Annotated in this window: 19 protein-coding genes; 4 read left to right on the top strand and 15 right to left on the bottom strand. The window is 72.6% G+C overall.

Annotated elements, in window-relative coordinates; translation table 11 throughout:
• Positions 1-2: 2 nt before the first annotated feature.
• From IO30_RS0117395 to rimP, 5 genes are all read right to left on the bottom strand, one after another.
• Positions 3-296 (bottom strand): DUF503 domain-containing protein, encoded by a 294-nt coding sequence (locus IO30_RS0117395; RefSeq protein WP_030030358.1) that lies wholly within the window; start codon positions 294-296, stop codon positions 3-5.
• Between the two features lie 185 nt (positions 297-481).
• Positions 482-3,598, bottom strand: coding sequence for a translation initiation factor IF-2 (gene infB / locus IO30_RS43620; RefSeq protein WP_078904176.1), 3,117 nt, complete (start codon positions 3,596-3,598; stop codon positions 482-484).
• Positions 3,599-3,749: 151 nt separating this feature from the next.
• Entirely contained in the window at positions 3,750-4,037 is a 288-nt protein-coding gene (locus IO30_RS0117405; protein ID WP_078904177.1) for a YlxR family protein, read from the bottom strand.
• A gap of 180 nt (positions 4,038-4,217) precedes the next feature.
• Positions 4,218-5,228 (bottom strand): transcription termination factor NusA, encoded by a 1,011-nt coding sequence (nusA, locus tag IO30_RS0117410; RefSeq protein WP_031144032.1) that lies wholly within the window; start codon positions 5,226-5,228, stop codon positions 4,218-4,220.
• A 2-nt stretch (positions 5,229-5,230) separates the two neighbouring features.
• Entirely contained in the window at positions 5,231-5,728 is a 498-nt protein-coding gene (gene rimP / locus IO30_RS0117415) for a ribosome maturation factor RimP (RefSeq protein WP_031144034.1), read from the bottom strand.
• A 157-nt stretch (positions 5,729-5,885) separates the two neighbouring features.
• Between rimP and IO30_RS0117420 the strand changes: the two genes are divergently transcribed.
• From IO30_RS0117420 to IO30_RS0117435, 4 genes are all read left to right on the top strand, one after another.
• On the top strand, positions 5,886-6,437 hold the full coding sequence (locus IO30_RS0117420) for a hypothetical protein (protein WP_031144036.1): 552 nt from the start codon (positions 5,886-5,888) through the stop codon (positions 6,435-6,437).
• Positions 6,434-6,874, top strand: coding sequence for a ferritin-like domain-containing protein (locus IO30_RS0117425; RefSeq protein WP_031144038.1), 441 nt, complete (start codon positions 6,434-6,436; stop codon positions 6,872-6,874). The genes IO30_RS0117420 and IO30_RS0117425 overlap by 4 nt, the downstream gene beginning before the upstream one ends.
• Positions 6,875-6,967: 93 nt before the next feature.
• Positions 6,968-7,870 (top strand): aminoglycoside phosphotransferase family protein, encoded by a 903-nt coding sequence (locus IO30_RS0117430; RefSeq protein WP_031144040.1) that lies wholly within the window; start codon positions 6,968-6,970, stop codon positions 7,868-7,870.
• 42 nt (positions 7,871-7,912) lie between these two features.
• Positions 7,913-8,839: a slipin family protein gene (locus IO30_RS0117435; protein ID WP_037894375.1), complete on the top strand. Its 927-nt coding sequence runs from the start codon at positions 7,913-7,915 to the stop codon at positions 8,837-8,839.
• Positions 8,840-8,898: 59 nt separating this feature from the next.
• Here IO30_RS0117435 and IO30_RS0117440 read toward each other — a convergent pair whose 3' ends face one another.
• The 10 genes from IO30_RS0117440 to IO30_RS0117485 all read right to left on the bottom strand — a co-directional run bounded on the left by IO30_RS0117440 (position 8,899) and on the right by IO30_RS0117485 (position 23,419).
• Entirely contained in the window at positions 8,899-10,593 is a 1,695-nt protein-coding gene (locus tag IO30_RS0117440) for a proline--tRNA ligase (RefSeq protein ID WP_031144043.1), read from the bottom strand.
• A 42-nt stretch (positions 10,594-10,635) separates the two neighbouring features.
• Positions 10,636-11,208, bottom strand: coding sequence for a GNAT family N-acetyltransferase (locus IO30_RS0117445; RefSeq protein WP_031144045.1), 573 nt, complete (start codon positions 11,206-11,208; stop codon positions 10,636-10,638).
• A gap of 59 nt (positions 11,209-11,267) precedes the next feature.
• Positions 11,268-12,161, bottom strand: a complete 894-nt coding sequence (locus IO30_RS0117450; RefSeq protein ID WP_202205092.1) for a GNAT family N-acetyltransferase — start codon at positions 12,159-12,161, stop codon at positions 11,268-11,270.
• A gap of 120 nt (positions 12,162-12,281) precedes the next feature.
• Positions 12,282-13,439, bottom strand: coding sequence for a flavodoxin-dependent (E)-4-hydroxy-3-methylbut-2-enyl-diphosphate synthase (gene ispG / locus IO30_RS0117455; protein WP_031144049.1), 1,158 nt, complete (start codon positions 13,437-13,439; stop codon positions 12,282-12,284).
• Between the two features lie 172 nt (positions 13,440-13,611).
• Positions 13,612-14,913 (bottom strand): M50 family metallopeptidase, encoded by a 1,302-nt coding sequence (locus IO30_RS0117460; protein ID WP_031144051.1) that lies wholly within the window; start codon positions 14,911-14,913, stop codon positions 13,612-13,614.
• The gene (dxr, locus tag IO30_RS0117465; protein WP_031144053.1) at positions 14,910-16,163 is read right to left on the bottom strand and encodes a 1-deoxy-D-xylulose-5-phosphate reductoisomerase; all 1,254 of its coding nucleotides are present in this window, start codon (positions 16,161-16,163) and stop codon (positions 14,910-14,912) included. The genes IO30_RS0117460 and dxr overlap by 4 nt, the downstream gene beginning before the upstream one ends.
• A gap of 21 nt (positions 16,164-16,184) precedes the next feature.
• Positions 16,185-17,522, bottom strand: coding sequence for a serine/threonine-protein kinase (locus IO30_RS0117470; protein ID WP_157853333.1), 1,338 nt, complete (start codon positions 17,520-17,522; stop codon positions 16,185-16,187).
• Between the two features lie 67 nt (positions 17,523-17,589).
• Positions 17,590-19,533 (bottom strand): acyl-CoA dehydrogenase family protein, encoded by a 1,944-nt coding sequence (locus tag IO30_RS0117475; RefSeq protein ID WP_031144057.1) that lies wholly within the window; start codon positions 19,531-19,533, stop codon positions 17,590-17,592.
• 259 nt (positions 19,534-19,792) lie between these two features.
• The gene (locus tag IO30_RS0117480) at positions 19,793-21,238 is read right to left on the bottom strand and encodes an aldehyde dehydrogenase family protein (protein WP_031144058.1); all 1,446 of its coding nucleotides are present in this window, start codon (positions 21,236-21,238) and stop codon (positions 19,793-19,795) included.
• A 600-nt stretch (positions 21,239-21,838) separates the two neighbouring features.
• The gene (locus IO30_RS0117485) at positions 21,839-23,419 is read right to left on the bottom strand and encodes a PucR family transcriptional regulator (protein WP_031144059.1); all 1,581 of its coding nucleotides are present in this window, start codon (positions 23,417-23,419) and stop codon (positions 21,839-21,841) included.
• Positions 23,420-23,625 lie beyond the last annotated feature (206 nt).

Genomic DNA, 23,625 nt, shown 5'->3' on the forward strand with positions numbered 1-23,625 from the left:
AATCAGTCTTCATCACCGTGGAAGCGCCGTCGTACGGACAGCAGCTCCACTTCCGGACGTGCCGCGACCAGCCGCTCGCAGCGGTCCAGTACGTCCGAGAGGAACCCCGCGTCCCCACTCACCAGAGCGACCCCTATGCGGGCCCTCCGGTGCAGGTCCTGGTCGCCCACTTCGGCCGCGCTCACGGAGAACTTGCGTTGGAGCTCGGCGACGATGGGCCGGACGACGGAGCGTTTCTCCTTCAGCGAGTGGACGTCGCCGAGGAGCAGATCGAAGGACAGAGTCCCCACGTACATGCAGTTCCGGATGTCCCGCCGGTGCGGGTTCGATGGCCTGCCGGGCCGTCGCCCGTCAGGATCACCCGTCCGCCGTACGGCCGGGTCATCAGAACCGTACACGCAACGGCCGGGGCCGATCGACGGATATTCCGCCGACCGGCCCCGGTGTTACGAGTTACGACACGGTGCGAACCGCCTCGCGCTTACGCGCGGGGCTTCTCGCGCATCTCGTACGTCGCGATGACGTCGTCGATCTTGATGTCGTTGTAGCTGCCGAGGTTGATACCGCCCTCGAAGCCTTCGCGGATCTCGGTGACGTCGTCCTTGAAGCGGCGCAGACCGGAGATGGTGAGGTTCTCGGCGATGACCTTGCCATCGCGCAGGAGCCGCGCCTTGGTGTTGCGCTTGACCTCGCCGGACCGGATGAGGACACCGGCGATGTTGCCCAGCTTGGACGAGCGGAAGATCTCGCGGACCTCCGCCGTACCGAGCTCGACCTCTTCGTACTCCGGCTTGAGGAGACCCTTCAGGGCCGCCTCGATCTCCTCGATGGCCTGGTAGATCACCGAGTAGTAGCGGACGTCGACGCCCTCGCGGTCCGCCATCTGCGCGGCACGGCCGGCCGCACGGACGTTGTAACCGATGACGATGGCGTCGGAGCCCATCGCCAGCGAGATGTCGGATTCGGTGACCGCACCCACACCGCGGTGCAGGACCCGGATGTCGACCTCTTCACCGACGTCGAGCTGGAGCAGCGAGGACTCGAGAGCCTCGACCGCACCGGACGCGTCGCCCTTGATGATGAGGTTGAGTTCCTGGACCAGACCGGCCTTGAGCACGGAGTCGAGGTCCTCGAGGGACACACGACGGACGCGCTTGGCGAAGTTGGCGTTGCGCTCACGCGCAGCACGCTTCTCGGCGATCTGACGGGCCGTACGGTCCTCGTCGACGACGAGGAAGTTGTCGCCGGCGCCGGGGACGTTGGTGAGACCCAGGACCAGGACGGGGGTCGACGGACCCGCTTCCTCGACGTTGTTGCCCTTGTCGTCGAGCATGGCGCGCACGCGGCCGTAGGCATCGCCCACGACCATCGTGTCGCCGACGCGGAGGGTACCGCGCTGGACGAGGACGGTGGCAACGGCACCGCGGCCGCGGTCGAGGTGGGACTCGATCGCAATACCCTGAGCGTCCTGCTCCGGGTTGGCGCGCAGGTCGAGCGAGGCGTCGGCGGTGAGGACGACGGCCTCGAGCAGGGAGTCGATGTGCAGACCCTGCTTGGCGGAGATGTCGACGAACATCGTGTCGCCGCCGTACTCCTCGGCGACCAGACCGAACTCGGTGAGCTGACCGCGCACCTTGACCGGGTCGGCGCCTTCGACGTCGATCTTGTTGACCGCGACGACGATCGGGACGCCGGCGGCCTTGGCGTGGTTGAGCGCCTCGATCGTCTGCGGCATGACGCCGTCGTTGGCCGCGACCACGAGGATCGCGATGTCGGTCGACTTGGCACCACGGGCACGCATGGCGGTGAACGCCTCGTGACCCGGGGTGTCGATGAAGGTGATCTTGCGCTCTTCACCGTTGACCTCGGTACCGACCTGGTAGGCACCGATGTGCTGCGTGATGCCGCCGGCCTCGCCCGCAACGACGTTCGTCTTGCGGATGGCGTCGAGCAGTCGGGTCTTACCGTGGTCGACGTGACCCATGACGGTCACGACCGGCGGACGCGGCATGAGGTATTCCTCGCCGCCCTCGTCCTCGCCGAACTCGATGTCGAAGCCCTCGAGGAGCTCGCGGTCCTCTTCCTCCGGGCTGACGATCTGGACGACGTAGTTCATCTCGCCGGCCAGCATCTCGAGCGTCTCGTCGGAGACGGACTGCGTGGCAGTGACCATCTCGCCGAGGTTCATCATCACGGCGACGAGCGACGCCGGGTTGGCGTTGATCTTCTCCGCGAAGTCGGTGAGGGAGGCACCGCGCGACAGGCGAACGGTCTCGCCCTGGCCGCGAGGCAGCATCACGCCGCCGACGGACGGGGCCTGCATGGCCTCGTACTCCTGGCGCCTCTGACGCTTGGACTTGCGACCACGACGCGCCGGACCACCGGGACGGCCGAAGGCACCCTGCGTGCCACCACGGGCACCGGGACCGCCGGGACGCCCGCCGAAGCCGGGACGGCCGCCGCCACCGGCACCAGCCGGACCGCCGCCGAAGCCGCCGCCACCGGGACGCGGGCCGCCGAAGCCGCCACCGCCGCCGGGACGCGAGCCGGGACCGGCCGGACGGCCGGCGAAGCCGCCGCCCGCGGGACGACCGGCGCCACCGGGACGCGCGCCACCCGCACCGGGACCACGGCCACCGGGGCCGCCACCAGGACGGGGACCGGGACCACCGGCAGCGGGACGCTGCGGCATCATGCCCGGGTTCGGACGGTTACCACCGGGAGCACCACCGGGACGCGGAGCGCCGCCCTGCGGACGGGGCATGCCGCCCGGGGTCGGACGGCCTGCGCCCTGGCCCTGCGGACGCGGGGCGCCGCCGGGGCCGCCCTGCGGACGGGGAGCACCCTGGCCGCCACCGGCGCCGGGGGCACCGGGACGGGGAGCGCCGGCCGGACGGGGCGCCTGCGGGCGCGCCATGCCGGTCGAGCCACCGGAGGTGAACGGGTTGTTGCCCGGACGGGGACCCGCCGGACGGGCGCCCTGGGGGCGCGGGGACTGAGCACCGGCCGGGCGCGGGGCCTGGGCGCCGGGGGTGGCGCCGGCCGGACGCGGGGCGCCGGGACGGGCACCGGTCTGGCCGCCCTGACCCTGGGCCGGACGCTGCTGCGCCGGACGGGGGCCGGGAGCCGCGGCGGGACGCTCGGTGCGCGCCGGGGCGGCCGGGGCCGCCGGAGGCGCGGAGAACTCGGTCGCCACGGGCGCCGCCGGAGCGGGCTTCGGGGCGGCCGGGGCCTTCGGACCGGGACGCGGGCCGGAGGCGGCCGGGGTCACCGGGGCAGCGGGCGCCGCGGCGGCCGGAGCCTCGGCAGCGGCCGGCTTGGGGGCCGGTGCACCGGGCTTCGGCGCAGCGGGACGTGCCGGGGCGGGAGCCCCGGGCTTTGCAGGCGCGGCGCTACGGGGCGCGCCGGGCTTCGCAGCGGACTTGCCGGCGTTGCCGCCGGGCCCCTGCAGTGCGTCAGTCAACTTGCGTACAACCGGCGCCTCGATCGTCGAGGACGCCGAACGGACGAACTCACCGAGTTCCTGGAGCTTGGCCATGACGACCTTGCTCTCAACTCCGAACTCCTTGGCGAGTTCGTATACCCGGACCTTAGCCACTTCGCTCCTTTTAGGTCCGGGTTACGCCGGACCGTCGCTACTTCATGGGCGTACTCATCGCGTACTCATCGAGTGCTCATCGCAATCTCGACCTACTTCCAACTCGCGAGGTACCTGACCGCACGGGTTACCCGTGCCGTTCTCTTACTTCTTACGGTGTCGCCTCGGCCGCTACGGCCAGTGCTTTGCGCAGTTCCTCCGTGTCGAGCGGTCCGGCGGACCGGAGGGCCCGGGGGAACGCGCGTCGGCGGACCGCCTGGTCGAGGCAGACCACGGCAGGGTGCACATAGGCACCCCGGCCGGGCAGCGTACCGCGCGCATCGGGGACGCATTCGTCCCCGATCGCCACGATGCGCAGCAGATCGCTCTTGGCCGCTCGCTCCCGGCACCCCACACAGGTGCGTTCGGGGCATGCGCGGGCTTGCGTCCGGCCAGACACGCCTAAGTCTACCTCCCCGCACCGACCTCTCCCCCGGCAAGGTGCGGGGAGAACGTCGAACGGCTGTCGTGTTGTCTTGATCTATGACGTCACGGCCCGCCACCGGGCCCGTTTCCGGTCCCGGCGGCGCAGTGGCCGTGATCCTTGTCTACCGGCTGGTAAGGCCCGGCCGGTAGTGGTTTATTCCCCGTCCCGGGCGCGGTCCCCGTCGGGGGCCGTCTCGGTGTCGGGACGGATGTCGATGCGCCAGCCGGTGAGCCGCGCGGCGAGGCGGGCGTTCTGGCCCTCCTTGCCGATGGCCAGCGACAGCTGGTAGTCCGGCACGGTCACCCGGGCGGAGCGGGTGTCCCAGTCGACGACCTCGACCTCGCTCACCCGGGCGGGTGACAGCGCGTTCGCGACCATCTCCGCCGGGTCGTCCGACCAGTCGACGATGTCGATCTTCTCGCCGTGCAGCTCGGCCATCACGTTGCGCACGCGGCTGCCCATGGGGCCGATGCAGGCGCCCTTCGGGTTGAGGCCCGAGCGGGTGGACCGGACGGCGATCTTGGTGCGGTGGCCGGCCTCGCGGGCGATCGCCGAGATCTCGACGCTGCCGTCGGCGATCTCGGGGACCTCCAGCGAGAACAGCTTCTTCACCAGGTTGGGGTGGGTGCGCGAGAGGGTCACGGACGGACCGCGGACGCCCTTCGCCACCCGCACGACGTACGCCTTCAGGCGCAGACCGTGCGTGTACTCCTCACCGGGGACCTGCTCCTGCACCGGCAGGATGGCCTCCAGCTTGCCGATGTCGACCAGGACGTTCTTGGGGTCCTTGCCCTGCTGGACCACGCCGGTGATGACGTCGCCCTCGCGGCCCGCGAACTCGCCGAAGGTCAGGTCGTCCTCCGCGTCGCGCAGACGCTGGAGGATCACCTGCTTGGCGGTCGTCGCGGCGATCCGGCCGAAGTCCGACGGGGTGTCGTCGAACTCCTTGGGCTCCTGGCCCTCTTCGAGGTCCCTCGGGTCTTCCGTCGCCCACACGACCACGTGACCGTTGGTGCGGTCCAGCTCGACGCGGGCGCGGCGGAAGCTCCCCTCGGTCCGGTGGTACGCGATGAGGAGGGCCGACTCGATCGCCTCGACGAGCAGGTCGAAGGAGATCTCCTTCTCCCGGACCAGACCCCGCAGGGCACTCATGTCGATGTCCACGACTACGCCTCCTCTTCCTTCTTGTCCTTGCGGTTGAACTCGATCTCGACACGCGCCTTGGCGATGTCGGTGAACGCGATGCGGCGGGCGGTCGCCTTGCGGCCCTTCACGCCCGGTACTTCCAGATCCAGACCCTCGTCGTCCACACCGAGGATGCGGGCGATCAGTTCCCCGTCGGGCGTCAGCTGGAACTTCACGAGGCGGCCGGTCGCCCGTACGTAGTGACGGTGCTCGCTCAGCGGGCGGTCGGCGCCGGGGGAGCTGACTTCGAGGACGTACTCGTCCTCGCCCATCACGTCGGATTCGTCGAGCTTGTCGGAGACCTCACGGCTCAGCTCGGCACACGCGTCCAGCTCCACACCTTCGTCGGAATCCACGATGATCCGCAGCATCCGGCGCTTGCCCGCCTTGGAGAGCTCGATCTCTTCGAGGTCCAGGCCCTTGGCGGCGACGAGCGGCTCCAGCAGTCCGCGCAGCCTGTCGCTCTGGGTGGTGCTCATCCGGGTGACTCCTCGGCCGCGTGTGCTGTTGTGGTTTTCCGTCGTGTGTCAGGTCAAAGGGTATCCGGTCGCGGAGGGTGTTGCCGTCCGTCCTCACGGGGGACCCCCGGGTACCGTGATCACACCTGCCCCGCCATCACCCCCCGAGGACGTCCCCGTGCCCTGGACCCTGCCACCGAGGCCCTCGCGCCGGAGCCTGCTGACCGGCGCCGCCGGCGCGGCCGGAGCCGCGCTGCTCACCGGGTGCTCCGGCGGGGAGCCCCCCGCCGCGGACTCTTCCATTCCACTCGAACGGCAGATGCGGGAAGCGGCCGTCCGTGACAGCGAGCGCCTGCTGGAACGTTACGACGCCACCACCGCCGCCCATCCGGCCCTGGCCCCGCGGCTCGCCCCGCTGCGCACCGCCGTCGCCGCCCACACGGCGGCCCTGGCCTCCTCCCCCGGCCCCGTCACCGGCTCGCCCACCGCGGCCCCCTCGTGGGCGGCCTCGCCCACCACCGTGACCTCGGCGGGGGCGCCCGCGCCGGTGCCCGCGCAGCCTGCCGACGCGCTGACCGCCCTCGCGGACGCCGAGCGGAGCCTGTCCGAGGCCCGCACCATCGACCTCGCCGGGGCGCCCGGGGAGCTGGCCCGCCTGCTGGCCTCGGTGGCCGCCTGCGGCGCCGTCCACGCGTACCTGCTCACCTCGACCCCCGGAGCCAAGCCGTGAAGCCCGAACCCTCCGTCCCCGGCGGGGCCCTGGAGGCCGCGCAGGCCGCACTCGCCGCCGAGCACGCGGCCGCGTACGGCTACGGGGTGATCGGCGCCCGGGCCGACTCCGCCCGCACCACCGAGGCCCGCGAGGCGTACAGCGGCCACCTGGCGCGGCGGGACGCGCTCGCCCGGACGGTACGGGAGCTGGGCGGCTCGCCCCGGCCCTCGGAGGCGGCGTACGTCATGCCGTTCGCGGTGCGCACCCCCGCCGACGCCGAGCGGCTCGCCGCCGACATCGAGGACCGGGTGGCGGGCGCGTACTCGGACCTCGTGCGCGCGGCGGAGGGTCCGCTGCGCCGCATGGCAGCCGACGCGCTGAGCGCCTCGGCGCTGTGCGCGGCACGCTGGCGCGGTGTCGGCGTAGCCTTCCCTGGGCTCACGGAAAAGCGCTGAGCACGGCGCGGGGGCACCAGGAGGGCCGGGCACGGCCCGGATCCACCGGACGACCCCCTGGGCCCCGGTACAGCTGAAAGGGACCACGCACGCATGGCTTTCGAACCGCCGCAGCGGCTTGTACGGGCGCTCGGCGAGACGCCGGAATCGGACCGGGACCCGGACTGGCTGGGGCAGTTGCCCGGTCTCACCGAGGCCGCGCTGGCACGGCGTGAGGTACGGGCCCAGCGGGTGCAGGCCCCGGGCGGCCGCAGCAGTCTGGTGGTCCTCGTCCACTACGCCGACGGGACCCCGGCCGCGCTGAAGCTCGCGCCGCCGCACGCCCACCCGGAGCGGGAGCTGGCCGCGCTGGCGCACTGGGGCGGCTTCGGCTCCGTACGGGTCCTGGACAGCCGCCACCACGAGGAGGACGGGGCGCTGCTGCTGGAGCGGCTGCACCCGGAGGTCTCGCTGAGGTCGCTGCCGGAGGCGAAGGCGCTGCTGGAGGCCTGCGGCACGCTGCGCAGGCTCTGGGTGGCGCCGCCGCCGGGGCAGCTCTGGGAGACGGTGGCGCAGCGTACGGAGCGCCAGTCGCAGGCGCTGCGGACGGCGCCGCCGGAGATCCGGCCCCTGGCCGACGTGGCCCTGTCCTTCCGGGACGAGCTGGTCGCGGCCGCGCCGGAGCAGCTCCTGCTGCACGGGAACTTCCGGCAGGGCAAGGTGCTGGCGGGCGAGCGGGCGCCGTGGCTGACGGTGGGCCCGGACCCGCTGACGGGTGAGCGGGCGTACGACCTGGCCCGGCTGGTCCGCGACCGGCTGGAGGACCAGGTCGCCTCCTCGGCCGGCGCGGCGGGGGCGCGGCGCCGGGTCAACAAACTGGCCGACGCCCTGGAGGTGGACCGGGAGCGACTGCGGGGCTGGACCCTGTTCCGGGCCGTGGAGTCGGGCAACCGGGCGCTGGCCGCCGGGCGGCGCCGGGACGCGGAGATGCTGCTGGAGTTCGCGGGCTGGCTGTAGGGCATACCGTAAGTACGTACGGATGTCCGGCAGGGGGCCGTCATGGTCGAGGAACTGCTGACAGCGGTGATCGCCGCCGGTGCGGGTGTCGCCCTCTACATGGGCGCCGCCGCCCGGGTGGTGAAGCAGTACGAGCGGGGCCTGGTGTTCCGTCTCGGGCGGCTGCGCGAGGACATCCGCGGCCCCGGCTTCACCGTGATCGTCCCCGGTGTGGACCGCCTGCGGAAGGTCAACATGCAGATCGTGACGCTGCCGGTGCCGGCCCAGGAGGGCATCACCAGGGACAACGTCACCGTGCGGGTGGACGCCGTCGTGTACTTCAAGGTCGTCGACCCGGCGAGCGCGATCGTGGCGGTGGAGGACTACCGCTTCGCCGTCTCCCAGATGGCGCAGACCTCGCTGCGGTCGATCATCGGGAAATCGGATCTGGACGACCTGCTCTCCAACCGGGAGATGCTCAACCAGGGCCTGGAGCTGATGATCGACAGCCCGGCCGTGGGCTGGGGCGTGCAGATCGACCGGGTCGAGATCAAGGACGTGTCCCTGCCGGAGACGATGAAGCGGTCGATGGCCCGGCAGGCGGAGGCGGACCGCGAGCGCCGCGCCCGCGTGATCAACGCGGACGCGGAGCTCCAGGCCTCGCACAAGCTGGCCGAGGCGGCCGAGGTCATGGCGGACCAGCCCGCGGCGCTCCAGCTGCGGCTGCTCCAGACGGTGGTGGCGGTGGCCGCGGAGAAGAACTCCACGCTGGTCCTGCCGTTCCCGGTGGAGCTGCTGCGTTTCCTGGAGCGCGCCGCTCCGCCTCCGGGGGCGGTCGCGTACGAGGACCCGGCCCCGGCCGGCCCGGCCTCCGAGGGCCCCGGGCCGGCCGCGGCCGACGAGGTACGGGGAGCAGGACTGACCCCGTACGGGCCCGCGCCGGAGCCGGTCGGGCCCGCCCCCGACCGGGACGGGACGCCGCCCGGGTAGCCGCGGCGCGGCCCGCCTCACATCGGGCGGGCCACGTCAGGCGGGCCGGGTCGGGCAGGTCACGTCAGGCGGGCGAGGGCCTCGGCCAGCGGGAGCTCCTCGCGGGTGCCCGTCGCGCGGTTCTGCAGCTCGACCACCGATTCGGCCGAACGGCGGCCCGCCACCAGGATCCACGGGACGCCGATCAGCTCCGCGTCCGTCAGCTTCACGCCCGGGGACAGGCCCGGACGGTCGTCCAGCAGGACCCGCAGGCCCGCGGAGGCCAGGGCCGTGGCCGCCTCCTCCGCCAGCGCCAGCGGGACCGCCTTGCCCGCCGCGACCACGTGGACGTCGGCCGGGGCGACCGCCGCGGGCCAGCACAGCCCGCGCTCGTCGGCCGTCTGCTCGGCCAGCGCGGCCACGGCGCGCGAGACGCCGATGCCGTACGAGCCCATGGTCACCCGGACCGGCTTGCCCTCGCGGCCCAGCACGTCGAGCCCGAAGGCGTCGGCGTACTTGCGGCCCAGCTGGAAGATGTGCCCGATCTCGATCGCCCGGTCGAGCCGCAGGCCGGCGCCGCAGGAGGGGCAGGGGTCGCCCGGCTCCACGACGACCACGTCCAGGTACTGGTCCACCTCGAAGTCCCGGCCGCAGACCACGTTGCGGGCGTGGGTGTCCGCACGGTTGGCGCCGGTGACCCAGGCGGTGCCGGGCGCGACCCGCGGGTCCGCCAGGTAGCGGACCTTCTCCAGGCCCTGCGGGCCCACGTAGCCGCGTACCAGGTCGGTGCGGCCCTCGAAGTCCTCCGCCGTGACCAGTTCCACGACGGCCGGGGCCAGGTGCTCGCCGAGCTTGCCGAGGTCCACCTCGCGGTCGCCCGGCACGCCGACGGCCATGATCTCGCCGTCGACCTTCACCAGCAGGTTCTTCAGGGTCGCCGAGGCGGGGACGCCCAGGTGCGCCGCCAGGGTCTCGATCGTCGGGGTGTCCGGGGTGTCCACCTCCTCCAGCGCCGGGTGCTCCGCGGCCACCGGGGTCAGCGGGAAGGTGACGGCCTCCGAGTTGGCCGCGTAGCTGCAGGAGGGGCAGTCCGCGAAGGTGTCCTCGCCCGCCGGGGCGGGTGCCAGGAACTCCTCCGAGGCCGATCCGCCCATCGCTCCCGAGACCGCCGACACGATCCGGTGGTCCAGCCCGAGCCGCTCGAAGATGCGGACGTACGCCTCGCGGTGGAGGCGGTACGACTCCTCCAGGCCCTCGTCGGACACGTCGAAGGAGTAGGAGTCCTTCATCTGGAACTCGCGTCCGCGCAGCACCCCGGAGCGGGGACGCGCCTCGTCCCGGTACTTGGTCTGGATCTGGTACAGCATGACCGGCAGGTCCTTGTACGACGTGCACTGGTCCTTCACGAGGAGAGTGAAGATCTCCTCGTGGGTCGGGCCGAGCAGGTAGTCCGCGCCCTTGCGGTCGCGGAGCCGGAACAGCAGGTCGCCGTACTCCGACCAGCGCCCGCTGACCTCGTACGGCTCCTTGGGCAGCAGCGCCGGGAGCAGCACCTCCTGGGCGCCGATTCCGTCCATCTCCTCGCGGACGATGCGCGAGACGTTCTCCAGGACCCGCTTGCCCAGCGGCAGCCAGGTCCACACTCCGGCCGAGCTGCGCCGGACGTAACCGGCGCGGACCAGGAGCCGGTGGCTGATGGTCTCCGCGTCGGCCGGATCCTCGCGGAGGGTCTTGGCCATGAGACGGGACATGCGCTGCACGTGTTGCGTTGACATACCGGGAGGTTACCGGGGCCGTTCGGGATCCCGGAACCGGATTCAGGGCCTGCGCAGCGGCAGCGGGGCTCCCATGACGGCGTACGGGAGGCTCGCGCTCGGGAAGTGGACCCGGCGGGCGAGGTCGCTGTAGCCGAGCGCCCGGTAGAGCCGGCGGGCCGGGCTGTCGGTGTCGATGGCGGAGAGGATCGAGCGCGGCTCGGCGGCGCCGTCGGTGATGCGGGTGATCAGTGCGCGGCCGACGCCGTGGCCCTGGAAGCCGGGGTGGACGTGGAGTTCGGTGATCACGAAGGAGCCTTCGAGCCAGCCCTCATGGCCGCCTGCCCGCAGGTAGGGCTCGACGATGGTGGACCACCAGTACGTCCGGTCGTTCGGCATCCCGTAGACGAATCCGGTGAGCGTCCCGTCCTCGGTGAACGCGCCGAGCGCCCGGGCTCCGCCGCAAGCCATGTGACGCTGCACGATGTAGCGCCGGATACCGACCTCCTCCTCGCTGAGGCCGAAGGCGACCGCCTGCACGCGCAGGGCCTCGTCCACCCGGCCGGCGAGGTCGAGCGGGCCGATCTGGAGGCCGGCGGGGCGGGCGGGGCCGTCGCCCCCGGGGATTGGCAGCATGCGGCGACCTTACTGCGGGGTAGGTGCGCTCCGATATGGCGGCGCAGGAGCGTGACCGGTCAGAACAGGACGCTCATGAAGGCGCCGACCTCGCGGAAGCCCACCCTTCGGTAGGACGCCCGCGCGGCGGTGTTGTAGTCGTTGACGTAGAGGCTGACCACGGGCGCCACGTCCCGCAGCGCGTACGCGACGACGGCGGCCATCCCGCTCTCGGAGTGGCCGCGGCCACGGAATTCGGGGTCGACCCAGACGCCCTGGATCTGGCAGGCGCGTGCGGTGGCGGCGCCGATCTCCGCCTTGAAGACGACCTTGCCGTCCTCGATGCGGGCGAAGGAGCGGCCGGTGCCGACGAGCTCGGCGACCCGGGCCTGGTAGAGCAGCCCGCCGTCCCCGGTCATCGGCGAGACGCCGACCTCCTCGGTGAACATGGCCACGCAGGCGGGCATGATCAGGTCCATCTCGTCCTTGCGGATCCGGCGGACGAGCGGGTCGGCCCGGACCGTGCTGGACGGCTCCTCGATGATCATGAGGGGCTGGTGCGAGCGGATGTCCCGGGCCGGTCCCCAGCTGGGCTCCAGGAGCTGCCACAGCAGCCGGGTGGCGTCGGCGGGACCGACGATCGAGGAGCAGCGGCGGCCGGTGCGGCGGGCCCGGTCGGCGAAGGCGCGGATGGCGTCGGGTCCGGCGCAGACGGGGACCAGGTTGGCGCCGGCGTAGCAGAGGGAGCGCAGCTCGCCGTCGGCGTACCAGCCCCACATCTCGCCGCCCAGGCGCCAGGGGTCGAGTCCGGCGACCTGGACCCGGGAGGTGACGAAGGCGTTCGCGACCGGCTCGCGTCCGAGGACTTGGAGCGCGGCCTCGAGGTCACTGGGCTCAAGGACCCGGGTGGTGGTCTGCGTCAACACTGGGGCCTCACCGTACAAGTCTGCTGATCTCCGCACTGTACCCGGCATGGCTGGGGGATGCCGCGTCCCGCAGGGCACGAAAAACCCCGGTCCCGTCCTCCCAGCTGGGAGAACGGGACCGGGGCGGTGTCCTTCAGGACCGGTCCGGGACCGGTCCCGGAGCGGGTCTCAGACGCCGATGGCGACGGTGGGCTCGCCGGACATCACGCCGTCCTTCTCCATCTGCTCGGCGATCTTCATCGCCTCTTCGATGAGGGTCTCCACGATCTTCGACTCCGGGACGGTCTTGATGACCTCGCCCTTCACGAAGATCTGGCCCTTGCCGTTGCCGGAAGCGACGCCCAGGTCGGCCTCGCGCGCCTCGCCCGGGCCGTTCACGACGCAGCCCATGACCGCCACGCGCAGCGGGACCTCCATGCCCTCCAGGCCCGCCGTGACCTCCTCGGCCAGCTTGTAGACGTCCACCTGCGCACGCCCGCAGGACGGGCAGGAGACGATCTCCAGGCGGCGCGGCTTGAGGTTGAGCGACTCCAGGATCTGGATGCCGACCTTGATCTCCTCCACCGGCGGGGCCGAGAGGGAGACGCGGATCGTGTCGCCGATGCCCTCGGAGAGCAGCGCGCCGAAGGCGACGGCCGACTTGATGGTGCCCTGGAAGGCCGGACCGGCCTCGGTGACGCCCAGGTGCAGCGGGTAGTCGCAGGCCGCGGCCAGCTGGCGGTAGGCGTTGACCATGACGACCGGGTCGTTGTGCTTGACCGAGATCTTGATGTCGCTGAAGCCGTGCTCCTCGAAGAGGGAGGCCTCCCACAGCGCGGACTCGACCAGCGCCTCGGGGGTGGCCTTGCCGTACTTCTTCAGCAGCCGGGCGTCGAGCGAGCCCGCGTTCACGCCGATGCGGATCGGGGTGCCCGCGTCCTTGGCGGCCCGCGCGATCTCCTTGACCTTGTCGTCGAACTGCTTGATGTTGCCCGGGTTCACCCGGACCGCGGCGCAGCCCGCGTCGATCGCGGCGAAGACGTACTTGGGCTGGAAGTGGATGTCCGCGATCACCGGGATCTGCGACTTCTTCGCGATCACCGCGAGCGCGTCCGCGTCGTCCTGGGTCGGGCAGGCCACCCGGACGATGTCGCAGCCGGAGGCGGTCAGCTCGGCGATCTGCTGGAGCGTGGCGCCGATGTCGGAGGTACGGGTGGTGGTCATCGACTGCACCGAGATCTGCGAGTCGCCGCCGACGGCCACGGAGCCGACCTGGATCTTGCGGCTGACCCTGCGGTCGGCAAGCTTCGTCGGCACGGCCGGCATTCCGAGTGAGATGGCAGTCATCTGCTGTGCAACCCCAAGGTGTGGATCAAGGTCCCGAGATCGGCGGGCTCCAGCCTCCGAGATTACGCCAAGCACCGCCGCCTCCCCGCATCCGGAGGGCCATGACACCCGAACGTAGGGGGCCGGGCACGATGCGTGCCCGGCCCCCGTTCCCACGTGCTATCCGGACCCGCTAGGTGATCTTGATCGGGTTGACCACGTCCGCCACCAGCACGAGCAGCGTGAAGCAGACGAAGACGGCGGCCACCACGTACGCGGCGGGCATCAGCTTCGCCACGTCGAAGGGGCCCGGGTCGGCGCGCCGGAAGAGCCGGGCGAAATTGCGCCGGACCGACTCCCACAGGGCGCCCGCGATGTGCCCGCCGTCCAGCGGGAGCAGCGGCAGCATGTTGAACAGGAACAGCGAGAGGTTGAACATGCCCAGCACGTTGAGCATGAGCGAGATGCGCTGCTCGGACGGGATGTCCAGGGTGGCGATCTCCCCGTTGATCCGGGCCGCACCGACGATGCCCATCGGGGAGTCCGGCTCCCGCTCCGCGCCGTTGAACGCCGCGTCCCACAGGGCCGGGACCTTCGCCGGGAGCTGGAGCAGCCCCTGCACGCTGTTCTCCACGATCTCGCCCATGTGATCGACGGACTGCCCGAAGGACAGGGCCGCGATCTCGCTGCGCGGGGTGAACCCGAGCCAGCCGGCCGTCACGTACTCGCCCTTGACGTACCCGCCGTGGCCGTCCGTCTTGGCGACCTGGTTGGGGATCAAGGTCACCGGCAGCGTCAGCTGCTGTCCGTCGCGCACGACGGTGACGGTGGCGGGGCCGACGGTGTCGCGGATCTTCGCCTGCAGGGCCGTCCAGTCCGCCACCTTGCGGCCGTTGAAGGCGACGATCCGGTCGTCCTTCTGGAGGCCGGCCTGCTTGGCCGGGGCCGCCGGGTCGCCGTCCTTGCAGACCTCGCGGTTCTGGCTCTGCTTGATCACGCACGGCGAGACGGTCAGGACCTGGGTGGTCGTCTGGTTGACCCCGAAGGTCATCCACACGCCGAAGAAGATCGCCAGCGCGAGCACCAGGTTCATGAAGGGGCCGGCGAACATCACGATCACGCGCTTCCACGGCTTGCGCGTGTAGAAGAGCCGCGTCTCGTCGCCGGGCTGGAGCTCCTCGTACGCCGCCGAGCGCGCGTCCTCGATCATCGAGCGGAACGGCGAGGTCGAGCGGGCGGTGACCTTGCCGTCCTCACCGGGCGGGAACATCCCGATCATGCGGATGTAGCCGCCCATGGGGATGGCCTTGATCCCGTACTCGGTGTCGCCCCGCTTGCGCGACCAGATCGTCCGGCCGAAGCCGACCATGTACTGCGGCACGCGGATGCCGAACAGCTTGGCCGTCGAGAGGTGGCCGAGCTCGTGCCAGGCGATGGAGAAGAGCAGCCCGATCACGAAAACGACGATGCCGATCGCCGTCAGCAGTATCGTCATGCGCCCGCCTCCACGGCGGTGCGAGCCGCCATCTCCTGTGCCCGGGCCCTGGCCCAGGTCTCCGCTTCGAGGACGTCCTGGACGGTCAGGGAAGTTCCCGCGTCCGGCGTCCCGTGCTCATCGACCACGGCAGAGACCGTATCCATGATTGCTGTGAACGGCAGCCGACCGGCCAGGAACGCCTCGACGCACTCCTCGTTCGCCGCATTGAACACGGCCGGGGCCGTACCGCCGAGGGTACCCACGTGCCGGGCCAGGCCCACCGAGGGGAACGCCTCGGTGTCCAACGGGAAGAACTCCCAGGTCGAGGCCTTGGTCCAGTCGAAGGCGGGGGCCGCGTCCGGGACCCGGGCGGGCCAGCCCAGACCGATCGCGATGGGGCCGCGCATGTCGGGCGGGGTGGCCTGGGCGAGGGTGGAACCGTCGGTGAACTCCACCATGGAGTGCACGTACGACTGCGGGTGGACCACGACCTCGATCTGCTCGAACGGGATGTCGTAGAGCAAATGGGCCTCGATGACCTCCAGGCCCTTGTTGACCAGGGTCGCCGAGTTGACGGTGATGACCGGGCCCATGGACCAGGTGGGGTGGGCGAGCGCGTCCTGGACGGTGACCGTCGCCAGCTCGGCGCGGGTGCGGCCGCGGAAGGGCCCGCCGGAGGCGGTGACCACGAGCTTGCGCACGTCGGCCCGGTTCCCGGCGGCCAGCGCCTGGAAGAGGGCCGCGTGCTCGGAGTCCACCGGGATGATCTGGCCGGGCTTCGCGAGTTCCTTGACCAGGGGGCCGCCGACGATCAGCGACTCCTTGTTCGCGAGGGCCAGGGTGCGGCCCGCGCGCAGGGCGGCGAGGGTGGGCGCGAGGCCGATGGAACCGGTGATGCCGTTGAGGACGGTGTGGCACGGGGAGGCGGCCAGTTCGGTCGCCGCGTCGGGCCCGGCCAGGATCTCGGGCAGCGTCCCGGACGCCCCGTACTGGGCGCTCAGCGCCTCCTTCAGGGCCGGTACGGCGTCCTCGCGGGCCACGGCCACGGTGTCCACCCGCAGCCGCCGGGCCTGCTCGGCCAGCAGCTCGACCCGGCCGCCCGCTGCGGACAGCGCGGTCACCCGGAACCGGTCGGGGTTGCGCAGGGCGAGGTCGATGGCCTGGGTTCCGATGGACCCGGTGGAGCCGAGGACGACGACGTCCCGGGGGCCGGCCGCGGCGTCGAAGAGGAGGTGCGGATCGGCGAGGGGGGCTGGGCGGTCGCTCATGCCCCCCATTGTTGCCGCAACTCAGGAACGGTTGGACACGGAGTCCCCGTGAACGGCGCCGGCGAGCAGTTCGGGGAGCGTTCCGGCGAACTCCGGCAGCGAACGGGCGGCCGTCCACCAGGCGTCGGCGTCCGTGCCGAGGGCGCCCGCGAACAGCCGGTCCGCCTCCGCCCGGGCGTCGAGGACGGCCTGCGGCCGGTCGTGCCGGTCGGGGTAGTCGACGTCGCCCAGCCAGTGGTCCTCGTCCAGCGCCCAGGCGGCGGGCGCCTTGTGCGCGATCACGTCGGTGCCCGTGAGCAGACCGCTGTCGAGGCAGGCGCGCACCCACCGGACGTCCTCGCGCAGGTCACCCATGGCGTTGGGCACCGCGAGGCTGGCCAGGGCCAGCTCCCGCTGGACGCCCCCGTCGGGCTCCGGGGAACCGGGCGCCAGCGCCTCCACGGCCGCTACGAGCTCCGGGCCCGCGGCGGGCCCGGACCGCCCTTCGGGTACGGTCCCGGCCGCCACCGCCGCCACCAGCTCGGGCAGGGTGCCGGCGAAGCCGGGGGCGTGCCGTTGCAGCTCCGCCCACAGGCGCGGGTCGTCGCCCAGCGCCGGACGCAGCACCCGCTGCAGCGCCGAGCGCATCCCGGCCCACTCGGCGAGGTTCCAGGCGAAGCGGCCGATGGCGTGCGCCTGGCCGAGCAGCAGGGTCCGGTGGGCGGGGGCCACGGCCGCCACGAGCTCTTCGAAGGTCAGCCTGCCGGTCCGTACGGCGCGTACGGCGGGGCGGTGCCACCGGGGGCCGTACGCGGCCTGCGCACGGGTGTCGAGCAGCGCCAGGCAGGACCGCCGGTCCAGTCCGGCCACCAGCAGCAGCGCCTCGACCGAGCCGGGCGGCAGCGGTTCGCGGGCGTGCTCGCGGAGCAGGAGTCCGGGGTCGAGCGCGTACGGCAGGGTGAGCACGTCGAGCGGGATGCGCGGCCGGTGACGGCCGTGCCGGCGCAGCAGGCCGATCAGCTCCTCGCCCGTCAGCGGCGGCGCCCCCGGCTCCCGGCCCAGCTCGGCCCGCAGGGTGGCGAGCAGCTCCGGCGCGGGGCCGGGCCGGGCCGCGTACCGCGCGGGGCCGGGGAGGCCGGGCAGCGGGCGGCCGAGCACCTGCGGGTTGCGGGCGATGGTGCGCCGGTCCTCGTCGCTGCCGTCGCGCAGCAGCAGGGTGACGACCGGCGCCGGGAGGTATTCGTCGCGGCACAGGTAGCGGCGGGTGGGGGCGTCGAGGCGGCCGAGGAGTTCGGCCGCGACCGCGTCCGGTGCGTGGCGCAGCAGCAGCGCCACGCACCAGGCCAGCCTTCTGCTCTCCCGGTCTGCGTCCACATGCATCCGATTCCCCGTCGCCGCTCCCGTACGCCTCTCCGGCGTGGGGCGATGATCGCAGGTCAGCGGGCGGTCAGCGAAGGGGACGGTGGACGTTTTCCCGGGTGGAGGGGCCGGGGGTGGCGTCGGCGATCCACGGGCCGTCGCCCGAGGGGTCGAGCACCCCTTCCTCCAGCCAGGTGTAGGTACCGGACAGGACGCCCCGGACCAGGGTGCCGTCCACGTCGTCGGTGTTGGACCAGAGCCGCCCGAAGAGCTCCTCGACGCGGATCCTGGACTGCCCGCAGAAGGCGTCGGCGAGCTGGTAGGCCTCGCGGCCGTGGTCGCCGGCGGCCCGCAGGTGCTCGGCGCGCACGCAGGCCGCGCTCATCGCGAAGAGTTCGGCGCCGATGTCGACGATCCGGCCGAGGAAGCCCTGTTTGGTCTCCATGCGGCCCTGCCAGCGGGACATCGCGTAGAAGGTGGAGCGCGCAAGTTTGCGGGCGCTGCGTTCGACGTAGCGCAGGTGGGTGGACAGGTCGGGGTGGCCGCTCGGGTGGAAGGCGCGGTAGGTACCGGGGACCTGCCCGGCACCGGTGGCCAGCTTGGGCAGCCAGCGGGCGTAGAACCCGGCGGCGCGGGCACCGGCCTTGGCCTTGTCCCCCAGCGCCTTCTCGGGGTCGATGAGGTCGCCCGCCACCGACAGGTGGGCGTCGACGGCCTCGCGGGCGATCAGCAGGTGCATGATCTCCGTCGAGCCCTCGAAGATCCGGTTGATCCGCAGGTCGCGGAGCATCTGTTCGGCGGGGACGGCCCGCTCGCCGCGGGCGGCGAGGGAATCGGCGGTCTCGAAGCCGCGGCCGCCGCGGATCTGGACGAGTTCGTCGGCCATCAGACAGGCCATCTCGGACCCGTACAGCTTGGCGAGGGCCGCCTCGATGCGGATGTCGTTGCGGTCCTCGTCGGCCATCTGGGAGGCCAGGTCGACCACGGCCTCCAGGGCGAAGGTGGTGGCGGCGATGAAGGCGATCTTGGATCCGACGGCCTCGTGGCGGGCCACCGGGCGCCCCCACTGCTCCCGGACCCCGGACCACTCGCGGGCGATCTTCAGGCACCACTTCCCGGCACCCACGCACATGGCGGGCAGCGACAGCCGGCCGGTGTTGAGGGTGGTCAGGGCGATCTTCAGCCCGGCGCCCTCCGCGCCGATCCGCTGGGCGGCGGGCACCCTGACCTGGTGGAAGCGGGTGACGCCGTTCTCCAGGCCGCGCAGGCCCATGAAGGCGTTGCGGTGCTCGACGGTGATCCCCGGCGAGTCGGCCTCCACCACGAAGGCGGTGATCCCGCCCCGGTGGTTCTCGCCCTTGGGCACCCGGGCCATGACGACAAGGAGGTCGGCGACGACCCCGTTGGTGGTCCACAGCTTCACGCCGTCGAGGACGTACGCGTCGTCCCCGTCGGGGACGGCCGTGGTGGCCAGGCGCGCCGGGTCGGATCCCACGTCCGGTTCGGTGAGCAGGAAGGCGCTGATGGCGGTGGTGGCGCAGCGGGGCAGGTAGGCGTCCTTCTGCTCCTGGGTGCCGAACATCTTCAGCGGCTGGGGCACGCCGATCGACTGGTGGGCGGAGAGCAGGGCGCCGATCGCGGGGCTGACGGAGCCGACGAGGGCGAGCGCCTTGTTGTAGTAGACCTGGGTGAGACCGAGGCCCCCGTACTTGGGGTCGATCTTCATGCCGAGCGCGCCGAGCTCCTTGAGCCCCCGCACGGTCTCGTCGGGGATCTTGGCCTCGCGTTCGATGCGGGCGCCGTCGATCGAGGTCTCGCAGAACGCCCGCAGCCTGGCCAGGAAGGCCTCGCCGCGCCGGACGTCCTCGGCGGCGGGGAGCGGGTGGGGATGGATGAGGTCGAGCCGGAACCGTCCCAGGAAGAGTTCCTTAGCGAAGCTGGGCTTGCGCCAGTCCTGTTCCCGGGCCGCTTCCGCGACCTGCCGTGCCTCTCGCTCGGTCACCTTGGGCTGTGCGGGCTGTGTTGCGGACATGCGGGGACTCACCTCGCCGCCGGAGTCGGTTCACCGGATTACCTGCCGGTGCTACTTGTGAGTCGTACCCCGTCCGGCTCCGCCGGAAAAGCCGGGGCGGTCCGGTCGGGGGAATCGGCGGCCGGGAGCCGGGGAACGGGGGCGGCCGGCGGCATCCTCCGGGATGCCGCCGGCCGCGTGTGTCCACCGCCCGGAAAAGGGGGACGGCCGGAGCCCCCGCACAGTAGGCTCCGGCCGTCGGCTCTATGGCCGTACGAGATCAGATGTCGAGGCCGGTCAGGACCAGGACCCGCTCGTACGTGTAGTCGTCCATCGCGTAGCGGACGCCCTCGCGGCCCACGCCGGACTGCTTGACGCCGCCGTACGGCATCTGGTCGGCGCGGTAGGACGGTGCGTCGCCGATGATCACACCGCCGACCTCGAGCTCGCGGTGGGCGCGGAACGCGGTCTGGATGTCCCGGGTGAAGACGCCGGTCTGGAGACCGAACTTCGAGTCGTTGACGGCGGCGAAGGCCTCGTCGGTGTTCTCGACCTTCTTCAGGGTCAGGACCGGTCCGAAGACCTCCTCGGTGGCCAGCTTGACGCCGTCCGGCACCTCCGCGAGCACGGTGGGCTCGTACGAGGCACCCTCGCGCTTGCCGCCCGTGAGCAGCTTGGCGCCGGCGGAGACCGCCTCGTCCACCCAGGACTCCACGCGCTGGGCAGCGGCCTCGGAGACGAGCGGGCCGACGTCGGTGGCCGAGTCGGAGGGGTCACCGGTGACCTGCGCCTGGACCTTGGCGACGACCTTCTCGACGAGGCGGTCGTAGACCGAGGCCTCGGCGATCACGCGCTGCACGGAGATGCAGGACTGACCGGCCTGGTAGTTCGAGAAGGTCGCGATCCGGGTCGCGGCCCAGTCGAGGTCCGCCTCGGAGGCCCAGTCGTCCAGGACCACGGCCGCGGCGTTGCCGCCGAGCTCCAGGGTGCAGTGCTTGTGGGGCACCGACTGCTGGATGGCGTAGCCGACGGTGTCGGAGCCGGTGAAGGAGATCACGGGGAGGCGCTCGTCCTTGACCAGGGCGGGCATCTTGTCGTTCGCGACCGGCAGGACCGACCAGGAGCCGGCCGGGAGGTCGGTCTCGGCGAGCAGCTCACCCAGGATCAGCCCGGACAGGGGCGTCGCCGGGGCGGGCTTGAGGATGATCGGCGCGCCGACGGCGATGGCGGGGGCCACCTTGTGGGCGCACAGGTTCAGCGGGAAGTTGAACGGCGCGATGCCGAGGACCGGACCCTTGACGAAGCGGCGCGTGAGGGCGAGACGGCCGACGCCACCGGCGTCGGTGTCGAGGCGCTGGGCCTCTCCGCCGTTGAAGCGGCGGGCTTCCTCGGCGGCGAACCGGAACACGGAGACCGCACGGCCGACCTCACCGCGCGCCCACTTGACGGGCTTGCCGTTCTCGGCGGAGATCAGCTGGGCGATCTCCTCGGTGCGCTCGGTGAGCCGCTTGGACACGTGGTCCAGGGCGGCGGCCCGTACGTGGGCGGGGGTCGCGGAGAACTCCGCCGTCACGGCGTACGCCGCGGCCACGGCCTCTTCGACCTGCGCGTCGGTGGGCACGCTGACGGTGCCGACCAGCCGGCCGTCCCACGGGGAGTGGACGTCGAAGCTGTCCTCGCCGGTGGCCTGGCGGCCGGCGAGCCAGAAGGCGTGGGTGGAAGTCATGCGAATCCCGGCCCTTCGATGTGTGCGGTGGGTCCTTGTCCCCTCCACCGTAGGACTCCGCCGGGGATTCGGCGTTTGTCCGGGGTGTAGTACCCGCGGTTCGCGTCGCGCCGCTTTGTCAGTGTCGCGGGGCGGATCCCTGGCGGGGCTCGTGCGGTGTGGCCGGGCCCGGGCTGCGCCGAGCCTCCTGGGGCTCCGCCCCAGACCCCGCTCCTCAATCGCCGGAGGGGCTGATTTTTGGCTCCCGTGGCATTGCGGGTGCGGTCCCTGGCGGGGCCTGTTCGGTGGGGGTCGGGGAGCGGTGCCCCTCCGGGGTATCTCCTCGGCTCGCGCACTGAGCCCGGTCAAGATGTGGCGGCCCAGGTTGCGCGCTCGTCCTGCGGGGAAAATCCAGCCCCGCCGGCGTTTGAGGAGCGGGGTCCGGGGCGGAGCCCCGTAGCAACGGCGCCGCAGGCGGGGCACCACCCCACGGCCAAGCCCCGCACGGGACACGGCGGAGCCCCGTAGCAACGGCGCCGCAGGCGGGACACCGCCACACGGCTGAGCCCCGCAGGGGAAACCGCGGAGCCCCGTAGCAACGGCGCCGCAGGCGGGACGGCGTCAGGACGGCGCCGATGTCGCCTTCAGGGCCAGCCAGAGTTCCATGCGGACGTCCGGGTCGTCGAGGGAGCGGCCCAGGATCTCCTCGACCCGCTTCATCCGGTAGCGCAGGGTGTGCCGGTGCACGCCCAGGTCGGCCGCGGCCGCGTCCCACTGGCCGTGCCGGGAGAGCCACGCCTGCAACGAGGCGACCAGGTCGCCCCGCCCCACCGCGTCGTGCTCGCGCAGCGCCCGCAGGGTGCCGTCCGCGAAGGCGCGTACCGCCTCGTCCGCCAGCAGCGGCAGGACCGAACCCGCCGCCATGTCCTCGTGCTCGACGAGCGGCCGGCCGCGCCGCCGGGCCACGGCCAGGGCCTGGTCGGCCTGCTTCATCGCCACCGCCACCCCGGCCGGCCCCGCGGGAGCGGACAGGCCGACGACCAGTTCGTCCGGCTCCGGCCCGGTGGCCTCGCGGCCGCGCCGCGACTCCAGGGCCTCCGCGTGGTCCGCGCAGGCGTGCACGGCCGCGCCCCCGTCGGCGGCCAGGACCACGAGCCTGCTCGGCTCCGGCACCACCAGCAGCGTCTCGCCGGTACGGGCCGCCGCCGATTCCACCGCATCGGCCAGCAGCGCCAGCCCCTCGGGCTGTGCCGTCCCCGGCAGGGCCGGTTCGGCCACGATCAGCCGGAAGGGTGCCTCCAGCAGGGCCCCGTACAGGTCCCCGGCCACGGCCCGGGCGTGCTCGGCCTCCCCTGCCAGGAGCATGCGCAGCACCGCCGCCCCCAGCCGGGACTCGGCGTCGTGCAGGGACCGCGAGCGTTCGGTGGTGAGGGTGAGCAGCGCCACCGCGGAGTGGACCGCGTACCGCTCGGCCGTGCCGAGCGGGGCCCCGGTGCCCACGGCGAGCGCGCCGCGCGCGCGGCGCCCGGTGCCCAGCGACTGGAGTTCGACCCGGTCGTCCGAGCCGCCCACCACGGCGCTGGCGGGCGCGGGCCGCTCCCGCAGCCGTTCCACGTCCGGGGTGAGCCGGGCGGCCCGGCGCGCGGCCCAGTCGGGGGCGGCGGCGACGACCGCGCCGGAGGTGTCGTAGAGCGCGGCCCAGCCGTGCACGTGGGCCGCCAGCTTCGTCAGCAGCTCGGCGGGCCCGTCGGCGGACAGCGCGGCGCGGGTCAGCTCGCGCTGCGCCTCGAAGCCGGCGGTGACGGCCCGGTACTGGTCCGCGGCGAGCGCGGCGGAGACGGCCTTGCTGATCGCGAGGAAGGGGGTGCGGCGCGGCACCTCCAGCAGGGGCAGGTCCTCGGTCCGCGCGGCCTCGACCAGGGCCTCGGGGATCGCCTCGTAGTTGACGCCGATCGCGAAGCCGATGCCGACGACCCCCGCCGCGGCGAGGCGGCGTACGTAGCGGCGCATCTCCTCGGGGTCCTCGGCGTCCAGCTTCATGGCGGTGATCAGGAGCAGTTCCCCGCCCTCCATGTAGGGGACGGGGTCGGCGAGCTCGCTGACGTGGGCCCAGCGCACGGGGGTGTCGAGGCGGCTCTCCCCGGCCCGGACGCTGAGCTTGAGCGCCGAGTGCTGGACGAGCGAGGCGAGGGTGAGCGGCATCGGTTACCAGGGGCCTTAGCGGGAGGGGGCGGCGGGCGCGGCGGCGTGACATACGGCGGGGTGTGGAGGGACGGCGGCGAGGAGCTGGGCCGGGCCGTATTTCGCCGTGTCGTCGAACGGCTCTCCTTGATTCTGCCACCCCGTACGGGTCGGGGCCGTACGGGTCGGGGCCGTATGGGTCGGGGCCGTACGGGTCGGGGCCGTCC

The organism is Streptomyces xanthophaeus (assembly GCF_000725805.1).
Lineage (GTDB): Bacteria > Actinomycetota > Actinomycetes > Streptomycetales > Streptomycetaceae > Streptomyces > Streptomyces xanthophaeus.

What these genes read in the sequence shown, in the direction of transcription:
- IO30_RS0117395 (WP_030030358.1), bottom strand. Translation starts at nt 296, where the DNA reads ATGTACGTGGGGACTCTGTCCTTCGATCTGCTCCTCGGCGACGTCCAC.
- rimP (WP_031144034.1), bottom strand. Translation starts at nt 5,728, where the DNA reads ATGAGCACCACCCAGAGCGACAGGCTGCGCGGACTGCTGGAGCCGCTC.
- IO30_RS0117430 (WP_031144040.1), top strand. Translation starts at nt 6,968, where the DNA reads ATGGCTTTCGAACCGCCGCAGCGGCTTGTACGGGCGCTCGGCGAGACG.
- IO30_RS0117435 (WP_037894375.1), top strand. Translation starts at nt 7,913, where the DNA reads ATGGTCGAGGAACTGCTGACAGCGGTGATCGCCGCCGGTGCGGGTGTC.
- IO30_RS0117440 (WP_031144043.1), bottom strand. Translation starts at nt 10,593, where the DNA reads ATGTCAACGCAACACGTGCAGCGCATGTCCCGTCTCATGGCCAAGACC.
- IO30_RS0117445 (WP_031144045.1), bottom strand. Translation starts at nt 11,208, where the DNA reads ATGCTGCCAATCCCCGGGGGCGACGGCCCCGCCCGCCCCGCCGGCCTC.
- IO30_RS0117450 (WP_202205092.1), bottom strand. Translation starts at nt 12,161, where the DNA reads ATGCCGGGTACAGTGCGGAGATCAGCAGACTTGTACGGTGAGGCCCCA.
- ispG (WP_031144049.1), bottom strand. Translation starts at nt 13,439, where the DNA reads ATGACTGCCATCTCACTCGGAATGCCGGCCGTGCCGACGAAGCTTGCC.
- IO30_RS0117460 (WP_031144051.1), bottom strand. Translation starts at nt 14,913, where the DNA reads ATGACGATACTGCTGACGGCGATCGGCATCGTCGTTTTCGTGATCGGG.
- dxr (WP_031144053.1), bottom strand. Translation starts at nt 16,163, where the DNA reads ATGAGCGACCGCCCAGCCCCCCTCGCCGATCCGCACCTCCTCTTCGAC.
- IO30_RS0117470 (WP_157853333.1), bottom strand. Translation starts at nt 17,522, where the DNA reads ATGCATGTGGACGCAGACCGGGAGAGCAGAAGGCTGGCCTGGTGCGTG.
- IO30_RS0117475 (WP_031144057.1), bottom strand. Translation starts at nt 19,533, where the DNA reads ATGTCCGCAACACAGCCCGCACAGCCCAAGGTGACCGAGCGAGAGGCA.
- IO30_RS0117480 (WP_031144058.1), bottom strand. Translation starts at nt 21,238, where the DNA reads ATGACTTCCACCCACGCCTTCTGGCTCGCCGGCCGCCAGGCCACCGGC.
- IO30_RS0117485 (WP_031144059.1), bottom strand. Translation starts at nt 23,419, where the DNA reads ATGCCGCTCACCCTCGCCTCGCTCGTCCAGCACTCGGCGCTCAAGCTC.